The sequence below is a fragment of the Streptomyces sp. NPDC059994 genome (assembly GCF_042737755.1).
In the GTDB taxonomy this organism is placed as follows: Bacteria; Actinomycetota; Actinomycetes; order Streptomycetales; family Streptomycetaceae; genus Streptomyces.
In genome coordinates this window covers 129,795-154,336 of record NZ_JBHWUR010000002.1, presented here as the reverse complement: position 1 = coordinate 154,336, position 24,542 = coordinate 129,795, and the positions used below count along the sequence as shown (strand labels likewise).

The 24,542-nt window shown below is 71.3% G+C and carries 25 protein-coding genes; 20 read left to right on the top strand and 5 right to left on the bottom strand.

Translation table 11 applies throughout. From position 1 onward, the window contains the following. Positions 1 to 15: 15 nt before the first annotated feature. The 14 genes from ACFWA7_RS02255 to ACFWA7_RS02190 all read left to right on the top strand — a co-directional run bounded on the left by ACFWA7_RS02255 (position 16) and on the right by ACFWA7_RS02190 (position 16,881). Positions 16 to 744 (top strand): GPR1/FUN34/YaaH family transporter, encoded by a 729-nt coding sequence (locus tag ACFWA7_RS02255; protein WP_385535103.1) that lies wholly within the window; start codon positions 16 to 18, stop codon positions 742 to 744. Positions 745 to 789: 45 nt separating this feature from the next. Beyond that, positions 790 to 1,107 carry a GNAT family N-acetyltransferase gene (locus ACFWA7_RS02250; RefSeq protein ID WP_385535101.1) on the top strand — a complete coding sequence of 106 codons (318 nt, stop codon included), beginning with the start codon at positions 790 to 792 and terminating at the stop codon, positions 1,105 to 1,107. Between the two features lie 49 nt (positions 1,108 to 1,156). Then, positions 1,157 to 1,882, top strand: coding sequence for an alpha/beta fold hydrolase (locus ACFWA7_RS02245; RefSeq protein WP_385820347.1), 726 nt, complete (start codon positions 1,157 to 1,159; stop codon positions 1,880 to 1,882). A 102-nt stretch (positions 1,883 to 1,984) separates the two neighbouring features. Continuing rightward, a complete protein-coding gene (locus ACFWA7_RS02240; RefSeq protein ID WP_385820345.1) occupies positions 1,985 to 3,316 on the top strand; it encodes an ABC transporter substrate-binding protein in 1,332 nt (443 codons plus the stop codon). Beyond that, positions 3,316 to 4,281 carry a carbohydrate ABC transporter permease gene (locus tag ACFWA7_RS02235; RefSeq protein ID WP_385820343.1) on the top strand — a complete coding sequence of 322 codons (966 nt, stop codon included), beginning with the start codon at positions 3,316 to 3,318 and terminating at the stop codon, positions 4,279 to 4,281. Before ACFWA7_RS02240 ends, ACFWA7_RS02235 begins: the two co-directional genes overlap by 1 nt. Next, positions 4,278 to 5,165 carry a carbohydrate ABC transporter permease gene (locus ACFWA7_RS02230; RefSeq protein ID WP_385820341.1) on the top strand — a complete coding sequence of 296 codons (888 nt, stop codon included), beginning with the start codon at positions 4,278 to 4,280 and terminating at the stop codon, positions 5,163 to 5,165. The genes ACFWA7_RS02235 and ACFWA7_RS02230 overlap by 4 nt, the downstream gene beginning before the upstream one ends. Before the next feature lie 16 nt (positions 5,166 to 5,181). Next, entirely contained in the window at positions 5,182 to 7,896 is a 2,715-nt protein-coding gene (locus ACFWA7_RS02225) for an AAA family ATPase (protein ID WP_385535091.1), read from the top strand. Positions 7,897 to 8,023: 127 nt separating this feature from the next. Continuing rightward, complete coding sequence (locus ACFWA7_RS02220) at positions 8,024 to 8,860, top strand: alpha/beta fold hydrolase (protein WP_385535089.1); 837 nt, start codon at positions 8,024 to 8,026, stop codon at positions 8,858 to 8,860. Between the two features lie 26 nt (positions 8,861 to 8,886). After that, entirely contained in the window at positions 8,887 to 9,984 is a 1,098-nt protein-coding gene (locus ACFWA7_RS02215; protein ID WP_385535087.1) for an LLM class flavin-dependent oxidoreductase, read from the top strand. Continuing rightward, positions 9,981 to 10,595, top strand: a complete 615-nt coding sequence (locus tag ACFWA7_RS02210; RefSeq protein WP_385535085.1) for an FMN reductase — start codon at positions 9,981 to 9,983, stop codon at positions 10,593 to 10,595. Before ACFWA7_RS02215 ends, ACFWA7_RS02210 begins: the two co-directional genes overlap by 4 nt. Positions 10,596 to 10,680: 85 nt before the next feature. Beyond that, on the top strand, positions 10,681 to 13,518 hold the full coding sequence (locus ACFWA7_RS02205) for an ATP-binding protein (RefSeq protein WP_385820339.1): 2,838 nt from the start codon (positions 10,681 to 10,683) through the stop codon (positions 13,516 to 13,518). Positions 13,519 to 13,658: 140 nt separating this feature from the next. Next, positions 13,659 to 14,906 (top strand): PucR family transcriptional regulator, encoded by a 1,248-nt coding sequence (locus ACFWA7_RS02200; protein ID WP_385820337.1) that lies wholly within the window; start codon positions 13,659 to 13,661, stop codon positions 14,904 to 14,906. A gap of 161 nt (positions 14,907 to 15,067) precedes the next feature. Further along, positions 15,068 to 15,919, top strand: coding sequence for an alpha/beta fold hydrolase (locus ACFWA7_RS02195; protein ID WP_385820335.1), 852 nt, complete (start codon positions 15,068 to 15,070; stop codon positions 15,917 to 15,919). A 152-nt stretch (positions 15,920 to 16,071) separates the two neighbouring features. Then, complete coding sequence (locus ACFWA7_RS02190; RefSeq protein WP_385535077.1) at positions 16,072 to 16,881, top strand: helix-turn-helix domain-containing protein; 810 nt, start codon at positions 16,072 to 16,074, stop codon at positions 16,879 to 16,881. Between the two features lie 26 nt (positions 16,882 to 16,907). Here the strand turns inward: ACFWA7_RS02190 and ACFWA7_RS02185 are convergent, their stop codons facing one another. The 3 genes from ACFWA7_RS02185 to ACFWA7_RS02175 all read right to left on the bottom strand — a co-directional run bounded on the left by ACFWA7_RS02185 (position 16,908) and on the right by ACFWA7_RS02175 (position 18,640). Continuing rightward, positions 16,908 to 17,372, bottom strand: a complete 465-nt coding sequence (locus tag ACFWA7_RS02185; RefSeq protein ID WP_385535075.1) for a Crp/Fnr family transcriptional regulator — start codon at positions 17,370 to 17,372, stop codon at positions 16,908 to 16,910. A 46-nt stretch (positions 17,373 to 17,418) separates the two neighbouring features. Continuing rightward, positions 17,419 to 17,784, bottom strand: coding sequence for an STAS domain-containing protein (locus tag ACFWA7_RS02180; protein ID WP_385535073.1), 366 nt, complete (start codon positions 17,782 to 17,784; stop codon positions 17,419 to 17,421). A 229-nt stretch (positions 17,785 to 18,013) separates the two neighbouring features. Further along, a complete protein-coding gene (locus tag ACFWA7_RS02175; RefSeq protein ID WP_385820333.1) occupies positions 18,014 to 18,640 on the bottom strand; it encodes a TetR/AcrR family transcriptional regulator in 627 nt (208 codons plus the stop codon). 186 nt (positions 18,641 to 18,826) lie between these two features. On the opposite strand from ACFWA7_RS02175, the gene wrbA reads away from it, so the two are divergent. The 3 genes from wrbA to ACFWA7_RS02160 all read left to right on the top strand — a co-directional run bounded on the left by wrbA (position 18,827) and on the right by ACFWA7_RS02160 (position 20,242). Next, a complete protein-coding gene (wrbA, locus tag ACFWA7_RS02170; protein WP_385820331.1) occupies positions 18,827 to 19,429 on the top strand; it encodes an NAD(P)H:quinone oxidoreductase in 603 nt (200 codons plus the stop codon). A 160-nt stretch (positions 19,430 to 19,589) separates the two neighbouring features. After that, entirely contained in the window at positions 19,590 to 19,811 is a 222-nt protein-coding gene (locus ACFWA7_RS02165; RefSeq protein ID WP_385535067.1) for a hypothetical protein, read from the top strand. 17 nt (positions 19,812 to 19,828) lie between these two features. Further along, positions 19,829 to 20,242 (top strand): VOC family protein, encoded by a 414-nt coding sequence (locus ACFWA7_RS02160; protein ID WP_385820328.1) that lies wholly within the window; start codon positions 19,829 to 19,831, stop codon positions 20,240 to 20,242. Between the two features lie 39 nt (positions 20,243 to 20,281). On the opposite strand, the gene ACFWA7_RS02155 is transcribed toward ACFWA7_RS02160, so the two are convergent. After that, a complete protein-coding gene (locus ACFWA7_RS02155; protein ID WP_385820326.1) occupies positions 20,282 to 20,590 on the bottom strand; it encodes a hypothetical protein in 309 nt (102 codons plus the stop codon). 247 nt (positions 20,591 to 20,837) lie between these two features. Between ACFWA7_RS02155 and ACFWA7_RS02150 the strand changes: the two genes are divergently transcribed. Beyond that, a complete protein-coding gene (locus ACFWA7_RS02150) occupies positions 20,838 to 21,473 on the top strand; it encodes a hypothetical protein (protein ID WP_385820324.1) in 636 nt (211 codons plus the stop codon). On the opposite strand, the gene ACFWA7_RS02145 is transcribed toward ACFWA7_RS02150, so the two are convergent. Next, a complete protein-coding gene (locus ACFWA7_RS02145) occupies positions 21,459 to 22,493 on the bottom strand; it encodes a PucR family transcriptional regulator (protein ID WP_385820322.1) in 1,035 nt (344 codons plus the stop codon). The genes ACFWA7_RS02150 and ACFWA7_RS02145 overlap by 15 nt on opposite strands. Before the next feature lie 134 nt (positions 22,494 to 22,627). On the opposite strand from ACFWA7_RS02145, the gene ACFWA7_RS02140 reads away from it, so the two are divergent. Together ACFWA7_RS02140 and ACFWA7_RS02135 are read left to right on the top strand one after the other, a co-directional pair. Beyond that, the gene (locus ACFWA7_RS02140) at positions 22,628 to 23,545 is read left to right on the top strand and encodes an alpha/beta hydrolase (RefSeq protein ID WP_385820320.1); all 918 of its coding nucleotides are present in this window, start codon (positions 22,628 to 22,630) and stop codon (positions 23,543 to 23,545) included. Between the two features lie 365 nt (positions 23,546 to 23,910). Then, entirely contained in the window at positions 23,911 to 24,315 is a 405-nt protein-coding gene (locus ACFWA7_RS02135; protein ID WP_385535057.1) for a DUF1003 domain-containing protein, read from the top strand. Positions 24,316 to 24,542 lie beyond the last annotated feature (227 nt).

Genomic DNA, 24,542 nt, shown 5'->3' with positions numbered 1-24,542 from the left:
CGAGAGATCCCCACGATGAGTACAGCCTCCCTCCCCGCCGACGGCGCCGACGACGCGCCAAAGGCTCCCCCGGGGCGCCGCTTCGAACCGGACCTGCGGTCGATGACCCGGATCAACCTGCGCCCCATCGCCTCACCCATGCCGCTGGGCTTCTTCACGGTGGCGATCGCCTCCGCGATGACGGGATGCCTGCAGCTCGGGCTCTTCGAGCCCGAGGCCCGCAAGGCCGTCGCCCTGTGCGTACTGCCCGCCTTCGCCCTGCAACTCCTGGTGAGCATCCTGGCCTTCGGCGCCCGTGACGTGATCGCGGCGACGCTCATGGGCGTCTTCGCCGGCAGCTGGCTGGCCTACTCGCTCGTCATGGTCAGCGGCGCGGCCGACGGCCTTCGGGTGCTGGGCGTGTTCAACCTGGTGTTCCTCTGCTTCGGGGCGCTGATGACCGCCGTGACGCGGCCCAAGCGCGCGCTGTGGCTGGTCCTGGTGGCCTCCCTGCCCCGCTGGACGGCCACCGGTCTGTCGGGGCTGACCGGCGCCGAATGGCTCACGCGCACGTCCGGGGCGCTCGGCCTTCTGGTGGCGCTCGTCGCGATGTACGCGGCGTTCGCCCTGATGCTGGAGGACATGCGCAGCGAGGAGGTCCTGCCCATCGGCCGCAGTGGCCCCGCCCACGCCGCCGTGGAGGGCGACCTCGCGGTCCAGCTCCGCAACCTGGAACGCCACGCCGGCGTGCGCCGCACCCTCTGAACCCACCCACCCACCCACGAACACCGCGACCGCACTGGAGCACCCATGGAACCGCAGGTGATGGACCGGCCCGAGAGGTCCCGGTACGAGATCGTCCTCGCCGGTGACGACGGCACCGAGACCGCGGGCTTCGCCGAGTACTTCCTCTCGGAGGACGAGATCGCCTTCATCCACACCGAGACCGAGCCCCGGTTCGCCGGACGGGGCCTGGGCGGGCTGCTCGTCCGGGGAGCCCTCGACGACGCCCGGGCGCGCGGGCTGCACGTCCTGCCGTACTGCCCCTTCGTCCGGGGGTGGATCGGCAAGCACCCGGAGTACGCCGACCTGGTGCCCGAGGCGCGCCGCGCCCGGTTCGGTCTGTGAAGCACGTTTCGCCTTCCCCACCTCCACCCACCCACCGAGGAGTTCACCCATGTCCCGATCCGCGGACCCCACCGTCGTGCTGGTCCACGGCGCCTTCGCCGACGCCTCCAGCTACGCCCGCGTCATCCCCGAACTGACCGCCGCCGGCCTGAAGGTGGTGGCTCCGGCGGTCCCCAACCGCGGCCTGGTCGACGACGCCGCGTACATCGCGTCCGTGATACGTGCCGTCGACGGCCCCGTGATCCTGGTGGGGCACTCCTACGGCGGCGCCGTCATCACCCTCGCCGGCGCGGAGGACAACGTCCGGGCGCTGGTCTACCTGGCGGGATACGCGCTGGAGGAGGGCGAGAGCCTGGGCGAGCTCCAGGGACGCTTCCCCGACTCCGGCCTCGCCGACGCTCTCGTCCACACCCCGTTCCCCGTGGCCGGCTCCACCGAGACCGGCACCGATGTGTCGGTGGAGGCCGAGAGGTTCCCCGCGATCTTCGCCGCGGATGTCGACCCCGAGCTCGCCGCGGTGCTCGCCGCCTCCCAGCGCCCCCTGGCCGCGAGGGCCTTCGCGGAGGCGGCGCCGGTCGCGGCGTGGAAGAGCAAGCCCTCCTGGGGCCTGGTCGCGGCCTCCGACCGGACCATCAACCCCGAGGTGGAGCGCTTCGGGTACGAGCGTGCCGGCATGACCACCGTCGAGGTCGACTCCTCGCACCTGGTCATGCTCGCCCACCCCAGGGCCGTGGCCGGGCTGATTCAGGACGCGATCCGGGCCACCGCCCCCTGACCAGGTCCCTGACGTCGAACGATTGGTCGATAATGTTCGACCGCTGGTAGCTTCGGGTCGCCCCCAAGGATCCTTCGGGGGCGATCGGAGGAAGCACACCCCATGAGGTTCGGGGCGAGGCTCGCGCTCGCCGTCATCACCCTCGTAGCCACGGCCAGCGCCTGTGGCGCCCCGCACGGCACCGGCTCGCAGTCCCGCCATGCCCCGGACTGCGGGCCGTACGCGCGGTACGGCAAGCACGCCGGCACCGCGGTCACCGTCTACGCGTCGAACCGGGACCGGGAAGCCGATCTGTTCGAAGAGACCTGGGCGGACTTCGCGCGGTGCACGGGGATCGACGTCCAGTACGAGGGGGACGGGGAGTTCGAGGCCCAGATCCAGATCCGGGTCGAGGGCGGGAACGCACCCGATGTGGCGTTCTTCCCCCAGCCGGGGCTCCTGGGGCGCTTCGCGCGCGCGGGCAAGCTCAAGCCCGCGAGCGCCGGGCTCGCCTCCCTGGCGAAGCGGGGCTGGTCGGCGGACTGGAACAGCTACGCGACCGTGGACGGCACCCTTTACGGCACTCCACTGGTCGCGAACGTGAAGTCGTTCGTCTGGTACTCGCCGAAGTTCTTCCGGGACAGGGGACTGAGCGTTCCCCGCACCTGGTCCGAGCTGATGGACGTGACGGAGAAGGTCGCGGCATCGGGGGTCAAGCCGTGGTGTGCGGGCGTGGAATCCGGTGAGGCGACCGGCTGGCCCCTGACGGACTGGATCGAGGACGTCCTGCTGCGCCAGCAGGGGCCGGAGGTCTACGACCAGTGGGTCACCCACAAGATCCCCTTCAATGACCCGAGAGTGATCAGGGCCATGGACACCGTGGGGTCCCTCCTCAAGAACGACCGCTACGCCAACGGCGGCTACGGCCCGGCCCGGTCGATGGCCTCGATCGCCTACCAGGAGGCCGGCACGCCGATCCTCTCCGGCGACTGTGCGATGCACCGCCAGGCCTCGTTCTACGCCGAGCAGTGGCCGAAGGGCACCGGGATCGGACCGGACAAGGACGTGTTCGCCTTCCTCCTGCCAGGGACGGAGAGGAACAGCCGTCCGGTGCTCGGCGGTGGGGTGTTCGCCTCCGCGTTCTCCGACCGTCCCGAGGTCCGGGCCTTCCAGGAGTACCTCGCGAGCGCGGACTTCGCCAACGCGCGCATGAAGAAGGGCCCGTTCGTCTCGGCGAACAAGGGCGTGGATCCGGCGAACGCCGCCAACCCGGTCGACAAGCTCTCCATCCAGCTGCTCCAGGATCCCGGGACGCAGTTCAGGTTCGACGGTTCGGACCAGATGCCCGCGGCGGTCGGTGCGGGAACGTTCTGGCGGGGCGCCGTCGACTGGATCAGCGGCAAGGGCACCAAGCCGGTGGCCGACTCCATCGAACGGTCCTGGCCGAGCCACTGATGTCGTTCGATGTCGTCGCCCAGCAGCCCAAGCTGCTGTATCTCCTCCAGGGCATCGCCGCGTTCACGGCGGTGGTGTGCCTGATCCTCGTGGCGCTGCACCGCGGGCCGGTACGGCGGCGGGGCGCGGCCCTCCTGCTGCTGGCCCCCGCGCTGCTGCTGCTCACGGCCGGTCTCCTCGTGCCCGGTCTGCGCACCCTGATGCTGTCGTTCACGGATGGTGAGGGCGGCACCTGGGCCGGACTCGACAACTACGTGTGGATGTTCACCGATCCCGAGGCGCTGATCGCGCTGCGCAACACCCTGGCGTGGGTGGTGCTGGTGCCCCTGCTGACGACCGTGGTCGGTCTGCTCTACGCGGCGGCTGTCGTACGGTCGCGGTTTAGGGGGCTCGCCCTCTCGCTCGTACTGCTGCCGATGGTGATGTCGTTCGTCGGCGCCGGCCTCGTCTGGAAGTTCGTCTACGCCTACCGGCCCGCCGGGGCGGACCAGATCGGGCTGCTGAACCAGCTCGTCGTGGCGTTCGGTGGCGAGCCGAGACAGTGGCTCGTGGAATCTCCCTGGAACGTCCTGTTCCTCGTCGTGACGATGGTGTGGACCCAGGCGGGCTTCGCGGCCGTCCTGCTGGCGGGCGCGATCGCGGCGGTTCCCCGTGAGACGACCGAGGCGGCCCAACTGGACGGTGCCTCCCCCCGGCAGATCTTCTGGCGGATCACCCTGCCGTCGATCAGACCCACGCTGCTCGTCGTGGTCCTCGCCGAGGTGATCGGCACCTTCAAGGCGTTCGACGTCGTCAAGACCATGACGGGCGGCCAGTTCGACACGGGTGTCATCGCCCACGAGATGTACGACCAGGCCTTCCGCTACGGGCGGACAGGCCGCGGCGCGGCCCTCGCCGTGCTCCTGTTCGTCCTGGTCACCCCCGTCGTCGCCTACCAGGTCCGGGCGCAGCGGAGGGCGAGGTGAACGGCGTCCGGGAGCGTCTGGCCTCCCGCGCCTTCTCGGTGATCGCCGTGGTGATCGCGGTCCTGTGGACGACGCCGACCCTCGGCCTCCTCCTCTCCTCGTTCCGCCCCGAGGGCGAGGTGAAGACGACGGGCTGGTGGACCGTGTTCGGCTCGCCGCACCTCACACTCGACAACTACGGCGAGGTGCTGTTCGGCACCGAGAACGCGTCGGGGCGGCTCGCCGACCACTTCGTCAACTCGGTCGTCATCACCGTCCCCTCGGTGCTGTTCCCCCTCGTCCTGGCGTTCTTCGCGGCGTACGCCCTGGCCTGGATCGACTTCAAGGGGCGCGACGCGCTCGTCGTCGGCATCTTCGCGCTCCAGATCGTGCCCCTCCAGATGGCGCTCGTCCCCCTGCTGAAGCTCTTCTCCCAGGGGTGGCTGTTCCTGCCCGCCTGGAACCTCACCGGACCGGCCCGGTTCAGCCACGTCTGGTTCGCCCACACGGTCTTCGCGCTGCCGTTCGCGGTGTTCCTCCTGCACAACTTCCTGGCCGGACTGCCACGGGAACTGATCGAGGCCGCCCGGGTCGACGGCGCGTCGCACGGGACGCTGCTGCTCCGGATCGTCCTCCCGCTGGCCCGGCCGGCCTCGGTCACGTTCGCGATCCTCCAGTTCATCTGGGTGTGGAACGACCTGCTGGTGGCGCTGACCCTGTCGGGCGGAACGGCCGAGACCGCGCCGATGACGGTCAGACTGGCGGCGCTGGCCGGGACGCGCGGCAACGAGTGGCAGCGGCTCACCGCGGGAGCGTTCGTGTCGGCGCTCGTCCCGGTGCTCGTGTTCTTCTGCCTCCAGCGGCACTTCGCCCGGGGCCTGCTCGCCGGATCGGTCAAGGGATGACATCGAGGAGGAGGCCGTGAGCGCCGGGCTGAGCCGGCCCGGACTGCGCGGCCGTGAAGCCGAGCTGGAGCAGCTGCGTGCCCTGGTCGGGGCGGTGGGCGACGGGGACGGCGGAGCGATCGCCCTGCTCCTGGGGGAAGCCGGCATCGGCAAGACCGTACTGCTGGAGGAGACCGTCTCGATCGCGCGGGCCCACGGGTTCGTCGTCAGCCAGGGACGCGCCGAAGAGCTGCACGAGCTGGCACCGCTCGCCTCACTGGCCTCGGGCCTCCTGCACGGTGACCCGCCGCTGCTGTCCGCCAGGGACTTCGCACACCTGGCCGGCCACCACGATCAGCGCATCTGGCTCGTCGAACGGCTGGCCCAGCTGATCGAGGAGCGCTCGGCGGGCACACCCACGCTGATCGCGATCGACGACGTCCACTGGACCGATCCGCTGAGCAGGTTCGCCCTGAACGTCATGCCGGCCCGGCTGCTCACCTCCCCGGTCCTGTGGCTGCTGGCGGGCAGGCAGGACCCGGACCTGCGCGGAGACGGACCGCGTACGACGACGGTCTCCCTGCGGCCGCTCTCCGATACGGCCCTGGCCGAGCTGGCACGCGACGTCCTCGGCGAGGACGTACCGCGGAAGGTCACGGAGCTGCTCGACGGATCGGGGGGCAACCCGTTCCTCGCGGCCGAGATGCTGACGGGAATCGCGGCGTCGGGTGCGGACGCGGCGGTGCCGCCGGAGCGGTTGGTGCTCGGTGTGCGCGGCAGGCTGGCCGCGCTCCGGCCCGCCACCCTCCACTTCCTGCGGATCGGCTCGGTCCTGGGGCGCGCTTTCCGGCTCGCCGACGCCGCGGCCCTGTGCGGCCGGTCCGCCACCGACCTCCTCGGCGAACTGCACGAGGCGATCGCCGCCGGGCTCCTCCACGACGACGGCGAACGCCTCGTGTTCCGTCACGATCTGCTCCGCCAGGCCGTGTACGCCGACCTCGCTCCCTCGGCGCGACGCGCACTGCACCGGGAGGCGGCGAGCCGGCTCGTCGCGGCGGGACGGGCCTCCGTCGACGCGGTCCCGCATCTGCTGAAGAGCGCCGAACCCGGCGATCACGAGGCGGTCCGGCTGCTCGGCAGGGCCGCCACGGACGTACTCGCCGTCATGCCCGATCTCGCCGCCGACCTGGCTGTGCGTGCCCTGGAACTGGTGCCGCCCCACGACCCCGAGGCGTTCGGGGTGGGAGAACGTGCCATCACCGCGCTGACCCGCGCGGGCCGGTACACCCGGGCACGGGAGACCGGCGACGTGCTGCTGGCCCGACAGCCGCCGCTGGACGCCTTCGCCCGCCTGCAGTGCGTCCTCGGCGACACGCTGTGGCACCTCGACGACACCCACGAGCTGACCCGCCGTTCGACGGCGGGACTGGCCGTCGTCACCGACCCGGCGGTCTCCGCCCGGCTGACCGCGCGGCAGGCACTGGCCCAGTCGCGCGGACGTGACCTCGGGAGCGCCCGGAAGACAGGAGAGCGGGCGCTCGCCGAGGCGGAGCGGGCGGGCGACCGGGAAGCCCGCGTCGTCGCGCTGTGGGGGCTCGGCGAGATCGCCCTCAACGCGGGCGAATGCGCGGCCGCCGTCGACCACCACACGGCGCTGAGCGCGTTCGACGCGGCCTTCCTGCCCGAGGAGGTCGTCGCACGGGTCCACATGGACGACTTCGACTCCGCCCGACGGCTGCTGGGGTCGGCGGGCGACCAACCACTGCGCCCCGCGATGCTGACGTGGGCCCAGGGAAGCCTGAACCTCGGGCTCGGGCGGCTCGACGACGCGGAAGCCGACTTCCTCACCGCCGAACGGCTGGAAGCGGACATCCGGGTGCCCGGCAACCTGGTCAACATACGGGTCATCCGAGGCTCGCTGGCGCTGCTGCGCGGCGAGCGCGAAGCCGCGGAGGAACACCTCGACGTCGTCAGGGCGGCCATGGCCGGCCGCCCGAACACCGGGAACCACGCCGCCCACCAGTACCTTGAGGCCGTCCTCGCCGACGCCGACGGCGACCACGCGGCAGCGGCCGAACGGGTCCGTTCCCTTCAGCGGGACCACCCGTTCGTCCGATGGAGGCTCCTGCGTACCCGCTTCGTCGAAGCGGTGCGGATCGCCCTGCGCGCCGAAGACCGGTCCCTGGCCGAGGACCTGGCGGCGCAGGCGGCCGAGCACGCCTCCCGCAACCCCTCCGTACCCACCGCACAAGGGATCGCCGCCCACACGGCCGCCCTGCTGAACGCCGACACGAGCCTCCTGGAGCGGTCCGTCCAGATCTTCCTCACCGGCCCGCGCCCCTTGCAGCTGGCAGCGGCCTCGGCCGACCTCGGGCGCGCCCTGCTGGCCACGGGCGATGCCGCCGCGACAGCCGCCCTGACCAGGGCCTACGAGGCGTACGCGCAGGCGGGAGCGGGCTTCGAGGCCGAGCGGGTCCGGACGGACCTGAACCGGGCGACGACCCGCGCCGGCCGGCGTACCGCGACCCGGCCGCGTCCAGGCCAGGGCTGGGGCGCGCTCACCGCCTCGGAGCGCAAGGTCGCCCGGCTGATCGCCACCGGGCACACCAACCGGTCCGCGGCAGCCGCCCTGGCGGTCTCCCCGCACACCGTCAACACCCACCTGGCCTCGATCTTCCACAAGCTCTCGGTCAACTCAAGGGTCCACCTGACACGGCTCGTGCTGGCGGACGCCGCGTCCAGCGGTCCGTGAACTCTGCGCCCGTGGGCAAGCCCCGGTGCGTCACGCGACAACAGGCGGCGCTTCCCCCGCCATAGCGTGACGGCGTTCAGTACCGCGCCGAGCCGCGGACCACCACACCGAATCGAGGAAGCACCCCATGCCGTACATCACCGTGGGCCAGGAGAACTCCACCGCCATCGACCTCTACTACGAGGACCACGGCACCGGGCAGCCGGTCGTCCTCATCCACGGCTTCCCGCTCGACGGCCGCTCCTGGGAGCGCCAGAGCGCCGCACTGCTCGACGCCGGCCACCGCGTGATCACCTACGACCGCCGCGGCTTCGGGCAGTCCTCCCAGCCGACGACCGGCTACGACTACGACACCTTCGCCGCCGACCTGAACACCGTGATGGAGACCCTCGACCTGAACGACGCCGTTCTGGTCGGCTTCTCCATGGGCACCGGCGAGGTCGCCCGCCACGTCTCCACGTACGGCTCCGCCCGCGTCGCCAAGGTCGCCTTCCTGGCCTCGCTGGAGCCGTGCCTGCTCAAGAGCGGCGACAACCCCGACGGGGTCGCGCCGAAGGAGTTCTTCGACGGGGTGGTCGCCGCCGTCAAGGCCGACCGCTACGCCTACTACACCGCCTTCTTCAACGACTTCTACAACCTCGACGAGAACCTGGGCACCCGCATCAGCGAGGAAGCGGTCCGCAACAGCTGGAACACCGCGGCCGGCGGCGGCTCCTTCGCCGCTTCCGCCGCCCCGTCGACCTGGTACACCGACTTCCGCGCGGACATCCCGGCCATCGACGTGCCCGCCCTGATCCTGCACGGCACCGCCGACCGCATCCTGCCCGCCGAAGGCACCGCGCGCCCCTTCCACAAGGCACTGCCCTCCGCCGACTACGTCGAGATCGAGGGCGCTCCGCACGGCCTGCTGTGGACCCACGCGGAAGAGGTCAACACCGCGCTGCTCGCTTTCCTGGCGAAGTGACGACAGCTCAGGAGAGGCACGACACCATGCAATTCGGCATCTTCACCGTCGGGGACGTGACACCCGACCCCACCAACGGCCGTACTCCCTCCGAGCACGAGCGCATCAAGGCGATGGTCGCCATCGCGCTCAAGGCCGAGGAGGTCGGCCTGGACGTCTTCGCGACCGGCGAGCACCACAACCCGCCGTTCGTACCGTCGTCCCCGACCACCCTGCTCGGCCATATAGCCGCCCGCACCGAGAAGCTCATCCTGTCCACCGCCACTACGCTGATCACCACCAACGACCCGGTGAAGATCGCGGAGGACTACGCGACGCTCCAGCACCTGGCCGACGGCCGGGTCGACCTCATGCTGGGGCGCGGCAACACCGGCCCGGTGTACCCGTGGTTCGGGCAGGACATCCGCCAGGGCCTCAACCTCGCCAAGGAGAACTACGCGCTGCTGCGCCGGCTGTGGCGCGAGGACGTCGTGGACTGGGAGGGAACGTTCCGTACGCCCCTACAGGCCTTCACCTCGACCCCACGGCCGCTGGACGGCGTCCCGCCGTTCGTCTGGCACGGATCCATCAGGTCCCCGGAGATCGCGGAGCAGGCCGCGTTCCACGGCGACGGCTTCTTCCACAACAACATCTTCTGGCCGGCCGATCACACCAGGAGCATGGTCCAGCTGTACCGGCGCCGGTACGCCCACCACGGTCACGGCCGCCCGGAGGACGCCATCGTGGGGCTCGGCGGGCAGGTGTTCATGCGGAAGAACTCCCAGGACGCGGTACGGGAGTTCCGCCCGTACTTCGACAACGCGCCGGTGTACGGCCATGGTCCGTCCCTGGAGGACTTCACCGAGCAGACCCCGTTGACGGTGGGCTCGCCCCAGCAGGTGATCGAACGGACCCTGTCCTTCCGGGAGAGCGTCGGCGACTACCAGCGCCAGCTCTTCCTGATGGACCACGCGGGTCTGCCGCTGAAAACCGTCCTGGAACAGCTCGACATCCTCGGCGAAGAGGTCGTGCCCGTCCTGCGCGAGGAGTTCGCGAACGGACGCCCGGCCGGCGTCCCCGACGCACCCACGCACGAGGCGCGGGTCGCTGCCGCCAGCAGCGAGCAGGGAGGGACCGCCGCGTGAAGCTGATCGCCGTCTCCGCCGGGCTGAGCACGCCCTCCTCCACCCGTCTGCTCGCGGACCGGCTGGCCGAGTCGGTCCGCGAGGAACTCACCGGCCGGGGCCACGTCGTGTCGACCGAGGTCGTGGAGGTGCGCGGGCTGGCCGGCGACGTGGCCAACCACCTGGTGACCGGCTTCCCACCGCCGCGGCTGGCCGCCGCGATCGACGCGGTGACGGGAGCCGACGGTCTGGTCGTGGTGACTCCCGTGTTCGCGGCTTCCTACAGCGGGCTTTTCAAGTCCTTCTTCGACGTGATCGACCCGGACGCCCTCAGCGGGAAGCCGGTGCTTGTCGCGGCGACGGGCGGCACCGCTCGCCACTCCCTGGTCCTGGACCACGCCATGCGCCCGCTCTTCGCCCATCTGCGGGCGGCCGTCGTTCCCACCGCGGTGTACGCGGCGTCCGAGGACTGGGGATCGGGGGGAGACGAGTACACCGAGGGCCTGCCCGCCCGCATCCGGCGGGCGGGCGGCGAGCTGGCCGAGCTCATGGCCGCCCGCCCGGCGCGCTCCGGACCCGAGGACGACGTCACCGCCCTGGAACGGCAGCTCGCCGACCTGCGCTTCGACTGAGGCGGGACGGTCCCGCATACTGTTCCGCCGTACCGCACGCGAAAACCGAGCCCCGTCCCGTGCGGCCCCGGCCGGCGGAATGAGCGTGAACCCCTTGACGACATGGCCCTTGCCCGAGGACTTCGACGGTGCGAGGGCGCCGGTCCGCGGCAGGCGGGCGGAACTGGCGTTCATCGAGGCGCGGCTCGACTCGCTCGCCCGTCGCGACGGCGGGGTCGTCCTCGTCGAAGGCCCCGCGGGCATCGGCAGGTCCAGGATCCTCGTGGAGGCGTCGGCGTCCGCGAGGCGGCGGGGGATGCGGGTGTTCCAGGGGGGAGCCGATCCCGCCGAACAGTTCGTGCCGCTCGGCCCGCTGCTGGAGGGGCTGCTCTCCGGGGAGGAGCCGCTGTCGGACGCCGCCAGGCTGCGGGACCTCGCCACGATGCCCGGCCAGCGGTTCTGGCTGCTTCAGGAGCTGGGGGACCGTTTGCGGGAGGCGACTCGCGGCGGCCCCCTGCTCATCGTCCTCGACGATCTCCAGTGGTGCGACGACCTGACGCTCCTCACCTTTCACACGGTCGCGGCCGGACTCTCCTCGCACGCGATCCTGTGGCTGGTGGCCGTGCGGGGCGGGAGCGTGCCGCCGGCCGTACGCACGACGCTCGACAGGATCCGGCAGGCCGGCGCGCACGAGCTGGCCCTGGGGCCGCTCGGGGACGGGGCGATCGCGCACCTCGCCGAGGACGTCCTGGGCGCGGTTCCCGGTCCGGACGTCCTCGGCGTCGCCCGCCGGGCCGAGGGGGTGCCGCTGCTGCTGGTGGAGCTGTTCGGCGCGCTGCGGGACGAGGAGTTGGTGACGATCGAGAACGGCACGGCCCGGCTGTCGGCCGGCCCCCTCCCCATCCGGCCGCTGCCCTCCGTGGCGCGCCGGCTCGACCTGCTGTCCGATGTGGCCCGCGAGCTGGTGGAAACGGCGGCCGCCGTGGGGTGCCCGGTCACCGTGGGCCTGCTGGCCGAGCTGCTCGGCCGGTCGCCCGCGGCCTTGATCACGGCGGTGCGGGAGTCCCTCGACGCCGATCTGCTCACCGAAAGCGGCGATCACCTGGAATTCCGGCACGAGCTGGTCCGCGAGGCGGTGGAAGCCGGGCTTCCGCTCTCCTTGCGCCGCACCCTGCGCCGCCATGGTGCCAAGACGCGGCCGAAGAGCGCGGCATCCCCGGCCGAAGCCCCCGCACTGCCGGCCGACGGCGCGGAGCGCGGTGACCGGGCGGCCGTCGACCGGTTGCGTACGGCGGCGGCGGAAGTCGCGGACACCGCTCCCGGACCAGCCGCGGAACTCACCCTCAGAGCCCTGGAACTCACCGCGGTGGACGCTCCCCAGCGGCCGCGGGTCATCGCCGAGACGATCCCGCTCCTCTGGCAGACGGGACAGCCGGCCCGGGCACACCACCTGGGGACTTCGGCCCTGTCGGCCGGTGGCCTCAGACCCGAGGACGAGGCGCGCATACGCCTTGGACTGGCGCGCCTGTCCAGTCAGTTCGACTTCTGTGCTGCGGTCCGGCAGGCCCGTGCCGGGGCGGCACTGCCCGGGATACCGGCGGCCCTGCGGGCCCGACTGCTCGCGCTGCTGTGCCTGGGCCTGTCGTTGTCGGGCGACGACGAGGCGGCCGAACAGGCCGTCGGCGAGGCGCTGGAGAGCGCCGAAGCGGCCGGCGACCGAACGGCCGAGGCCACCTTGATGGTGGTCGAGTCGGCCGTGCACTTCCGCCGGATGGAATGGAGCGAGGCGTTCCGTCGGGCGGACCGGGCCGGCGCCCTCGCCGCAGGCCTGGGCATCGTCCCTTCCGGGTGGATTCCGGAAGCGCTGTGGCAGGGGTTCCTGCTGAACGCGGCCGGCCGCTCCGCGGAGGCGCTCGCCGTCGCTGACGCCGGCGTTCGCGACAGCCGGAACCAGGGCCGCGCGGCCGCCACGCGCATGTGGCTCATGAGCCGGGCCCGAGCGCTCCTGGACGCCGGACGGCTGGCGGACGCCCAGGCCGACGCGGAAACCGCGTTCGCGATGAGCGACGAACTCGGCACGGGCAACCTCGCCGACATCACCCTCCTGTACGTGATGGTGCGCATCGCACTCCACACCAACGACCAGGAGGCCGCACGAGGGTACGCGGCGCGGGTGCGGCGGATGCGGAGCGACAACGCACCGCTCGTCCGTGACGCCGGCGCCTGGCTGCTGGCGCTGCTCGCCGACTTCGAAGGCCGCCCCGACCGTGCCCTGGCCGAACTCGACGACGTGGCGCCCGCCGGGGGCCGGCCTTTCGCCGCCGCCCCGGCCGACGCCGTCGACGCCCCCGTCCTCGTCCGCATGGCGCTGCGGGCCGGCGCGCCCGAGCGGGCCGCGAGGGCGGTCGCGGTGGCCGAGCGACGAGCCGAGCTCAACCCGGACTTCACGATCCTCGCCGCCACCGCCGCGCACGCCCGCGGGCTGCTCGACAACGACCTCGGGCACCTCCTGCGCGCGGTCCGGCTCTACGGGGAATGCCCTCGGCCGCTCGCCCGGGCGTCGGCGCTGGAGGACGCCGGACGCAAGCTCGCGGCCACCCGGGTGTCCGAAGCGGTGCCGTACCTGGACACGGCCCTCGCTCTCTACACACGGGCCGGCGCGGAGCGGGACGCGGCACGTGTCCGTCGGCGCCTGCGGGCGGCGGGTGTCCGCCGTCAGCCCGTGTCGGCCGGATACGTCAAGGAGTGGCCCGAGCTGACGGCGTCAGAGCTGCGGGTGGCACGGCTCGTGGCACAAGGACTGACGAACCGGCAGGTGGCCGGGAAGCTCTCCCTCTCGCCGCACACGGTGGGGTCGCACCTGCGCCGTACCTTCACCAAGCTCGACGTCGCCTCGCGCACGGAACTGGCACGGCTGGTGATGAGCCGCGACAGCGCAGAGTAATCGCTTCGCATCCCCTGAGAGCCCCATGCCCATGCACGATTCGTGCGATGTGCCGACGCCCTGGCGTCCTCAGAATGATCAATAGCTGCGGAAAGGAGACGTGATCCGCAGGGAACAGCTGGTCAGGAGAGGAACAGTGCATGACGGTCAGACCTCAGCGGGCCCGTCCCGGCAGTGCGGAGCTCCAGGCGCTTGTCGACGAACTCGCGGAGAGGCTGGGCCGGTCCGTCGCGGTCGACGACCCGCTGATACGCATGGTGTGCACGAGCCGCCACTTCGGTGACGAGGACCCGGTGCGCATCGGCACGCTGCTGCAAGGCCGGGCCGACAACGCCACCGTCCGGTACGTCCTCGACCAGGGAGTGGCGCAGTGGTCGAGGCCCGGATTCATCGACGGCCGTGACGACCTCGGGCTGCTGCCCCGCTACGTCGTGCCGCTGCGAGAGCGCGGACACCTCCTCGGACTGCTGATGGTGGTCGCACCGGACAAAGCGCTCGGGGAGAACGAGACCGAAGCCATCGCGCGGGCCGCCGACGCCATGGCCGCCCAGATGTACACGGAGAACCTCTCCGCCGACACGCGGAAGACCGACGAGCGGACCCTGGTACTTGATCTGGTCGACGCCAACGTCGCCAGGCGCACCGCCGCGCGCAGGCAGGCCATGGAGCTCGGGCTGCTCGGCGAAGCGGACCACGTGCTGGTCACCTTCGTCCAGCTCTGCCGCGGTACGGAGCCCGTACGGCAGTCCGAGGCGGCGCTGTGGGCCGCGCTGGAGGGCTTCAGACAGACGCGTTCGGCGCAGGGCCTCGTCGCGATCTACCAGGAGCGGGCGATCCTGCTCCAACTGCGCGACCGGCCTCCCGGTCCGGACGAGGTCACCGCCCAGTCCGCTCGCATCCTCGATGAACTCCACACGTTCCTGGACCCGTCGGCGGCCCCCGTGATCGGCGTCGGGGGGCGCCACCACGGGCTGCACGACGCCTCGACGTCGTACGAGCAGTCGCTCGTGGCGGCCCGCGCGGCGCGCCGGCTGCCCTCCCTGAAGAGCATGGGCGACTGGGACCTGCTCGGGGAGTTCGCCGTGCTGCTCCAACTCCCCGAGCACGCCCTGAACGGATCCCTCGTCCCGAAGCCGCTCCGCACCCTGAACGAGGCCGGCGGTGGCGACCGGCTGCGGGACACCCTGCGGTGCTTCCTCGAACACGCCGGGTCGATCCCCAGGACCGCGGACGCGCTGCGACTCCACCGCACGTCGCTCTACTACCGCCTGCGCCAGATCCAGGAGATCACCGGACTCGACCTGGACGACGGCGCTCACCGGCTCACCCTGCACCTCGGACTGAGGATCGAGGAACTCCTCACCGCGGGCGGTGAAGCGGGCAGGTGATCCCGGCCCGATCGGATGGCCGGTTCTCATCGCTTCGACAAAGCGAGAAGGATCTCCCGCCCGATTCCTACAGCACGCGGTAGCGACGGCGGCGTGCCGCATCAGAAGATCATCAGGACGAGGCGGGCATCACGTCCACCACCCTGACCAGGGAAGAAGCCATGAGAGACCTGATCACCACTGACGGAACACGGCTCGCGTACCGGGACAGCGGTGGCGAGGGCGTACCTCTGGTCATGCTGCACGGCTGGGGCCAGACACAGGCGATGTTCCGCCATCAGCTCGCGGATCTGTCGCACGGCCGCCGCGTCGTCACCGTCGACCTGCGCGGCCATGGGCTGTCCGGCAAGCCGCGGCACGGCTACCGCATCGCGCGCCTGGCCCGCGACGTGCTCGAACTCGTCGACCACCTCCGGCTGAAGCGGTTCGACGCGCTGGGCTGGTCCATGGGCGTCTCGGTGTGGTGGAGCTTCATCGACCAGTACGGAACCGGACGGATCCGGCGCTTCGTCGCCGTCGACCAGCCGGCGGCCGTCGCCGCCGTTCCCTGGATGACCGGGCGGGAACAGCGGGACTCCGGCGCCATCTTCGACGTGTCCGAGCTGCTCGCCCTGGGTGCAGCGCTCGCGGCGCCGGGGGGTGACGAGGTGCGCGCCGGCTTCGTGCGCGGCATGTTCTCCGGCGAGCCCGACCCGGAGGTGCTCGCCTTCGTCGCCGAGCAGATCACCTCGACGCCCGCCTACGCCGCCGTACCCCTTCTGTTCGACCACTGCGCTCAGGACTGGCGCGACGTCCTCCCCAGGATCGATGTGCCGACCCTGGTGATCGGCTGTGAGGGAAGCCATGTGCACCCCGATTCGCAGCGCTTCATCGCCGAGCAGATTCCCGGTGCGCGCCTGCACGTCTTCCCCTCCGACGTGGCGAGCTCGCACTTCCCGTTCCTGGAGAACCCGGCGGCCTTCAACGCGGTGGTGGACGGATTCCTCGCGGAGGCGGCTGCAACAGGGGCCTAGGCAGACGGTTGCGCCCCGGTAGGAAGAACGTTCGGTTTGGAGTTCCGATGACCCGATCACTGATGTCACGTGTGCCTGAAACGAAGACACGTCAGGTGCCTGATCCCTCGTCAACCCCCGTTTCCGGCTGGCTTGTTCAGCTCCTTCCCGAAATGCCCGGGGAGGCGGACGGAGACTTCCTCTACCTCGGGATGCACGTCCGTGGCCGCGTCACGAGCGTCCGTGAGGGCGCCCAGAGCCCCCTGAGCCCGAACGACCTGGTCTTCTGTGACCCGGCCCGCCGTCACCTGCTCCGCTTCGGCGACGACTGCCAGATGGTCTTCTTCCGGATTCCGCGCTGCTATCTGGGTGTCACGGAGCCGGAACTGAACCAGGTCGTGGGTGTCCCCGTGCGCGGCGGCGAGGGGCTGGGGGCGCTGGTGTCGGACTTCCTGTCCGCGCTCGCCGCCGAGGCGGAGTTCCGCCGGTCCACGGTCGGGGACCGGCTCGCCCGGACGGCCGTTCACCTCCTCTCCGTCCTGGTCGTGGAGCTCCTTGAGTCGGACACGGCAGACGCGGCGGCCGACGCGTCGCGAGGCGGCAGCGAGATGCTGTCCCGGATCCGGGCCTTCGTCGAAGAGCACCTGATGGACCCGGACCTCTCACCGGAATCGATCGCACGCGCCCACCACATCTCCGTCCGGTACCTGCACAAGCTCTTTCAGAACGACGGCACCACGGTGAGCCAATGGGTGCGCCGACGCAGGCTGGAGTCCTGCAGGATCGAGCTGGGCCGGTCCAACCGCAGGTTCACCGTGGCCGCGGTGGCAAACCGCTGGGGCTTCAGCAGCCCCTCGCACTTCAGCCGTACGTTCCGGGGCGCGTACGGCATGTCGCCCAGCGAATGGCAGTCGCTGGCAGCGTCGGCCTTCGCGCCGGCGCCGGCCTTCGGTACGGTGCGCGACACCGGGTACGCGGCCTGATCACGAGGCCTGAGCCGCAGCGGCGGTCACAGGGCGTTTCCGCTGCCGTACGGGGCGTACATGTCGAGCAGTCGGGTGCGGGCCGCATGCAGTCGGTGGGCCAGGACGCGGCCCACCCAGCCGCTGACCGCCGCGCTGAACGCGGGATCGGAATCCATCAGGGCGCGTACGGCCTCGGCGTCGAACTCGAAGGCGCGCACGGGCGTCTTGACCTCGGCGCCCAGCTGCCACACATAGGGGCGGAACAGCCAGGACCAGCCCACCAGTTCGTCCGAGCCGAGCGTCTCGATCACGGCCGGGCGTCTGCCGGGGATGCGCATGTCGAGGGTGACCGTGCCCGAGCGCAGGACCCAGAACCGGTCGGCGTGGCCGCCTTCGTTGAAGAGGCGGGTCCCGGAGGAGAAGTCGACCTCGTGGGCGAGGCCGGTGAGGCGGTTGCGGTGCTCGTCCGCCAGGGCGCTGGTGAGCCGGGGGAGCGCGGGGATGCTCATGGGCGGCCTCCTAGTCGAGTCCCCCTTGTCGATTCCTCCTCCAGTGTCACCCGGGTGCGACCAGGACGGCCTCCTCCAGGGTGGGAACCACGCGCAGCGCGGCGCCCAGGCCCGAAAGCGCCAGAATCCGGAGAGTGAACGGGTGTGCACACACCACGGTGAGGCTGCCGTGGCGGGCGGCCACGCGGCGGCGGGCGGAGCTGAGCAGCCGCAGGCCGGAGCAGTCGAAGAAGGTGACCGCCGTCAGATCGATCACGACCTTGGGTTCGTACGGGGCGGTCACGGCCTCCAGGTAGGGGACGACCTCGACGGCGGTGGCGATGTCGATCTCGCCGCAGAGGGCCAGGACTGTATGTCCGTGCATGCGGTAGACGCGCGATGGTGGAGCGAAGTCCGGAAGAACGGTGATCATGTGCTCACCTCGGTTGAGGCGACCCGCCGGCCCGGCGGCGGACGGAGGAGAGGTTGCGGGGGAACCGTGGAGACGTCCGGCCGTATGTGTAGAGAACCGGGGCCTCCGGTGTGTGCATGCCCGGCACAAGTGGCCCTTGAACATGGCGCGTTGGCATATGACCCACTGGTTTGGCCAACGCGGTCCACCGGCTCGGTCGACGGGCTCCGCCGACAGGCCTGGTGGGCCGTCAGGAAGCGTCGCCGGTGGTGTGGGCCGGCCCGCCCTCCAGTCCGAGCAGATCGTCGATGCCCGCCTTGATGCGCTCCGGCGTCATCCCCCGCCCGACCGTGAGGTGCTCGAACAGGCTCGGCACGAAGGGGGCGAGCAGCAGATGGGCCAGGAGCTCCGTGTCCGCCTCGGGCCGCGCCTCGCGCAGGAGGACCGACACATGGGTGTGCAGCGTCGCGTACACCCCGCTGCTGTAGCGCGCGCTCGGTGACGCGGCCTCCGCCAGCTGCATGATCTCGCGCTGATCCACGATCCGGTCGGCGAGCGCGTGCAGGAAGGCGCGGAGTCGGTCGGCGGGCGGGGCGCCCGGGCCGAGCGGCGGGGGGCCGGTCAGGAACGACTGCTGGAAGCGCCGATCGCTGTCGTCCAGGAGGGCGAAGAGGAGCTGACTCACGTCGCCGAACCGCCGGTAGACCGTACCGACGCCCATGCGGGCGGCGTGCGCGACCGCGTTCATGGTGACGGCCTGCGGCCCCTGCTCCGCGACCAGCCGGGCCGCCGCGTCCAGGATCTTCCGGCGGTTGCGAGCGGCGTCGGCGCGCTCGGGTGGGGCCTGGCCCGTGACGGCGAGTTCGTTGCGGGTCATGATCCCGAGGCTATCGGATACGTATCCGGTTCGATCGCGCGGCTGTCGCGGGAGCTGCGGAGGGAGGCCCTCGGATCACTCGCAAAGTGGATTTCTATCCGGTTTACTCGCACTCGAAGACGAAACGGATAGCTATCCGATTCGCCGGTGCGGTGCTTACGATCTCTGCTTGGGAGGGGCCTCGTCATGAGCGCCAAGGTCGCGGTCATCTACTACTCGTCCACCGGCAACGTCCACCAGCTCGCCAAGGCGGTCGCGGAGGGGGCGGAGAAGGCCGGCGCCGAGGTCCGGCTGCGCCGGGTCCCCGAGCTCGCCCCGGACCCGGCCATCGATGCCAACCCGGCCTGGCGCGAGCACGTCGAGACCACCAAGGACGTCGAGATCGCCACGCTCGACGACCTGGCCTGGGCCGACGCGTACGCGCTCGGCTCGCCGACCCGCTACGGCAACATCGCCGCGCAGCTGAAGCAGTTCATCGACACCACGGGCGGCCTGTGGCAGCAGGGCGCGCTGTCGGACAAGCCCGCCACCGGCTTCACCAGCGCCCACAACGCGCACGGCGGCAACGAGTCGACGACGCTCGCGCTGTACAACACGTTCCACCACTGGGGCTCGATCATCGTCGCGCCCGGCTACACGGACCCGGCCGTCTACGGCGCGGGCGGCAACCCGTACGGCACGGCGCACGCGGGTGCCGAGGCCGTCTCCGAGAAGACGCTGGTGGCGGCCCGCTACCAGGGCGAGCGCCTGGCGACCGTCGCGGCGCGTCTGCTGGCGGGAACACGCTGACCGATTGACCGATCCCGCTACCTCGGTGCCCCGGCCGTACATCACGGCCGGGGCACCGACGCGTACGGCAACGTCGCACGGCCCGTGGGTGTTAGGTGTGGGCGCTCAGGGGCACCCGTACCAACCGAACGTACGCGCAGTCGAGTTCGGAGGTACAGCCATGGGTCTGGGCGGATGCATTCTGCTGATCGGGGCCGGAGCGATTCTCACGTTCGCGGTCGACTGGCATGTGCAGGGCATGAACATCCATGTGGCCGGTCTCGTGCTGATGGCCGTCGGCATCATAGGAACGGCCGCCTACGTCAGCATCTTCAAGCGGCGGCGGCTCCAGGCGCCGCCTCCTGCCGTGCCCGTGGTCGAAGAAGACCGCCGTTACTACTGAGGCGAGGAGGACCGGGGATGGAAGCCCTGTCGAAGAAGGTGACGACGGAGTCGACCGGCCTGGTGGAGGCAGCGGTCCTCGCCCTCGACTGCGCCGAGCCGGAGGCGCTCGCCGAGTTCTACGCCAGGCTGCTCGGCGCCGAGCAGCCCTTGGAACGCGGAACGGAACGAATCGAGATCACCGGCCGAGGTGGTACGAGGATGGCCTTCCGCCGGGACCACGGCGCGGCCCCCAACAGCTGGCCCCGCCCCGACGACTCCCAGCAGGCGCACTTGGAGCTGCTGGTGGGCCGGGAGGACATGGACGCGGTCGAGCGCCAGGTGATCGCGCTGGGCGGGCGCCCGCTGGACACGAAGGACAACGGGGGGCTGTACGACACCAGGCTGTACTCCGACCCGGCGGGGCACACGTTTTCGCTGCGGAGCCAGTGACGGCGGGCGCGCCCGCATCGGCGCGGACGACCGCCATTGTCAGTCGACGTCCTGCCCGTCGACGATCCAACTGGTGCTCCGGCCGCCGTGGTGGTGATGTCCGACCGCCAGGTGCAGGAACCAGATCTCGTCGCTCGGCAGCTCCCAGGTCAGACAGGTGAGCCCGGCGACGAACGCGGAGACGTCCGCCGCGGGCGCCGCCTCGGCCAGCCCGGCGAACCCCCGGGAGCATCCGCCACACGGCGATGCGGCCCAGCGCCGTGGAAGCCACCGTCCCGTACGCGCTGCTGCCGCCGAGCGCCAGCACCAGGTCGGGGTAGGCGGCCGCGAACGGGATGGGCGTCGCATACGAGGGCCGCTCACCGGCGGGGAGCCCGCTGAGGAACCGGGCGGCGGCCTGTTCCGCCCCGCACCGCACGGGCCCGGAGATCCCCGCGAAGCAGTATGTGGGAGCGCCTGGCACCAGCGGCTCGGGCGTGGTCGGCACCGGTACGGCCCCACCGGTGGCCGGGGGGAGCCGCCTCCGGCCCTCGCGCCCGACGGCGGAGAGCGAGGCGATCGCCGTGGCACCGCTGCTGCGCCCCGGCGAGCTGGGATGTTGCGCGACGTCCCAGGACTCCGCTTCCCAGGGCGCGAGCGACAGCGGTACACCGCCGTACGCCGCCGGATCGAGGCCGTCGGCCGGCGAGAGGTCCTCCCCGCGCAGCACCCGCGCGTGCGCCACGAGGTGCCGCAGCAGCGGGTGACGGAGGTGAGGGCCGACCTCCTGCCAGGTCCGGACATGGGCCGGCGTCTCCCACAGAGCGCCGGAGTGGAGCAGCCCGTCCTCGTACTCCCGCACCAGGATCCGAACGGCGTCCGCGGCCCGCGCGGCGGGCAGCTCGAACATGGCCACCCGCGCGACCCGGGCCCGGCACTGGCGCAGTTCGCGCTCCTCGTCGGGGGAGGGCTTGTCGGCGAGCTCCGCGTCCACGGCGTCGTAGAGCTGGACCAGCCCGCCCCAGTCGCCGTCGTCCGCGAGCAGGTCGCTGCGCTCGAAGACCTCGCCCCAGCTGAAGTGGTGTCTCATATCAGGACAGTCTGTCTGCGAGGAGCGACGCGCGCCGCACGGACGTCGACGGGCTCCCGGCCCGCCGGCATCATCGCCTGGAGCAGGACGCGGCGCCCGACCGGTTGGGGCTTCGGTGCGCGGGGTCGACCTCGGCCTCTGATGCATCTACTCGTCGAGTAGCTGCCATGCGGTGAGGGCGAGCCTTGCCCGTATCAGCCCGGTGGGCTCGGTGAGTTCGATGCCCAGGGCCCTTCCGATCTGTTCGAGTCGGCGGGCGACGCTGCTGTGGTGCAGATGGAGACGTTCGGCAGCCCGGCGTAGGGAGCCGGTGGCGCAGTACGTGTCCAGGGTCTCCAGATCTGCTGGGTTGCCGGCGATCCGGGCGATCGCGGCCACGTCGGAGTTGTCCCTCGCGGCGTCCTGGGGTACTTGGGCGAGCAGGGCCAACGCCCCCAGGCCGTCGTAGCGGACGACCGGCTGGCGTGGAGTGGCGAAGCGGAGGGCGGTGCGGGCTTCGCGCCAGGACCGGTCGGGGCTTGCGGCTGCGCCGATGCCCGCGCGTACGCCCGCGGGGAAGCGGGCCGGGTCCATGGTGGTGGACAGGATGACGCCCACGTCGCCGAGCGGTGCGGCCTTCACCGGGCGGTCCGGGCAGAGCAGACCGGCGACCTGGTCGAGCGGAAGCCGCGACCGTACGGCGGCGACGCGGACCGGCAGTTCGGCGGCGAAGCCCAGAAGCCGCAACGCCCGGGCTCTGGCCGCCTCGTCGCTGTCGCAGCTGACCACCAGCTCGACGAGCGCGGGGTCGGCCATGGTGGTGCGGGCCGGACCGTACCTCTCGACGACCGCCGCGGCGGCGATGGCGAGCCGGTCGAGCAGCACTTCGTCGAGCGAGCCGGGAGGGCCGGGGCGCTCCAGCCACACCGCGCCGATCTCCTCCTCGTCGAGAGTGATCGGCACTCTGGTGGACGCGGGCCGCGCAGGAGTGGCCGCTTCCCTGCCGTCGGGCGAGAGCCGCATGGCCCGCCCGGCGCTGTGGAGCCGAATTCCGGCCACGCACTCGGCCAGCCCCGCGGAGGCCCGTGCGAGCGCCGGGAGGTCCACCCGTCGACGCATGAGGGTGTCGTAGAACATCACGACGCGGATCGCGCCTTCGACGTGCGAGTCCAGTTGCGACAGCCGTATGGCCAGTGCCTCCATGACAGGAGGATAGGCGTCGGCGGGCGGGGCCGGCAGGAGGCCAGTGGGTGGGCGCCGATCGGTGCGTGATCCGGCCGAGTTGCCCGACGGATGGCGGATGACCGCGGTGGGTGGCGGCGCTGAGGATGGTCGACATGGACCCCGAACTCGAAGCATTCATCCCGTTGTTCCCCCGGGCCGACCTGAGCGACCCGGTCGCCGAGCGCAAGAACTTCGCGGAGTTGGCCGCCGCGATCCCGGCGCCGGACCTCGCACACATGGAGGTCGAGGACCGCACTGTGCCCGCGGATCTGTCAGGTGTGTCGAATGCGTCAGACATCGCGGTACGGATATACCGACCGCATCGGGCGCAGGGCGCGATCGTCTGGTTGCACGGTGGCGGATTCGTCATGGGCGACCTGGACACCGAGCACGCGTGGGCCGCGCGGCTTGCGGACGGCTCCGGCGCGGTGGTGATCTCGGTGGGCTACCGCCTGGCCCCCGAGCACCGGTTCCCGGCCGCGCTGGACGACGCGTACGCAGTGCTGACCTGGGCGGCGGGGTACGCGGCCGACCTCGGCATCGACGCGAGGCGTATCGCGGTGGGAGGGCACAGTGCCGGTGCGGCGATCGCTGCGGCGGTGGCGTTGCGGGCGCGAGACGAGCAGGGGCCGCGCATCTGCTTCCAGCTGCTGAACCAGCCCGGGCTGGACGACCGCCAAGAGGCATGGTCCGCCCGGCAGTTCACCGACACTCCCTGGATGAACCGCAACAAGGTCACCGCGATGTGGCGGCACTATCTGGGCTCCACACCCGCCACGCCGTACGCGGCCCCGGCGCGGGCCACCGACCTGTCCGGTCTGCCGCCCGCGTACCTCGCCACCGCGGAATTCTGCCCGAACCGCGACGAAGGCATCGGCTACGCGTTGCGCCTGCTGCAGGCGGGTGTGCCGGTCGAACTGCACCAGTGGGCGGGCACGTTCCACGGGTCGCAGGCGATTCTGTCGGCCGAGGTGTCCCAGCGGCAGATGTCGGAGCTGGGTGCGGCGCTGAGGCGTGCGCTGGGTGAGTGAGGCGGGGTGGTCGCTGCACTCTGCGTTCCGCGGGGTCCCGGCGAAGCTAGCGGCGGGAGGTCGCGCCCGGAGATCCCGGAGATCCCGGAGCGTCATGGCCCAGCGCCCTGCCCGACAGTCAAGGACGGACCACTGCTCCTGTCCATGACTCCGCGCCTTCGGAATGTTCTGGAACAGAAGCAGGAGCCGTCGCCGGCACAGGCACAACACCAAGGGAGATGGTGGGCAGGGGGAATGGGGGAGAGGAATACGGGGAGTCGGTGAGGGCGGCAGGAAGCCTGCCGCTGGTTCCTCGGAGAGTCTGGCACCATGCAGCGACATCGCAGTGTGGGACAGCGTCGACCCAAGGAAGCAGGCAGTCGAAGATGAGCGATCCCGGCGGTACGAGGCAGCACCATCCGGTCGTCGTCGCGCACCGAACCCGCCGCTCCGGCGACGCCCAATTGCGTATCGCCGATGCGATCACCAAGTTCGCCGGCTCCATGACGTTCGTCTATCTTCATGCGGTCGGTTTCGGGCTCTGGATGCTGTTCGTGGAGTCCAACCCATGGCCCATGCTGACCCTCGTCGTATCCCTTGAGGCGATCTTCCTTTCGACGTTCGTCATGATCGGCCAGAACCGGCAGGCCGAGTTCCAGCAGGCGAAGGCCGATCACGACTTCGTCGAGCAGGAACTGGAGCTCAAGACGAACACCGAGCTGACCCGGGCCATCCACACGATGACCGCGGAACTCCACCGTCGGCTGCTGACCAGCCCCGAGGAGCAGTAGCGAAGCCGCCTCACTTCCGGTTGTGTGGGCATCCGGCCCGCAGCCACCGGCCGGCTGTCAGGTAGCAGGCCGTACCGGCGGCGCCGAGTACCGCCGGGAACGCTGAGCGTCAACGCCGTACCGGGGCCGCTGAAGGCGCGGCAGTGGGGAGTCGTTCCGGTCCTTGGGCATGCTCGCAGTGTCGCAAGTCCAATTGCCGGGACGCGACGTCCGGGACGCGACGACAC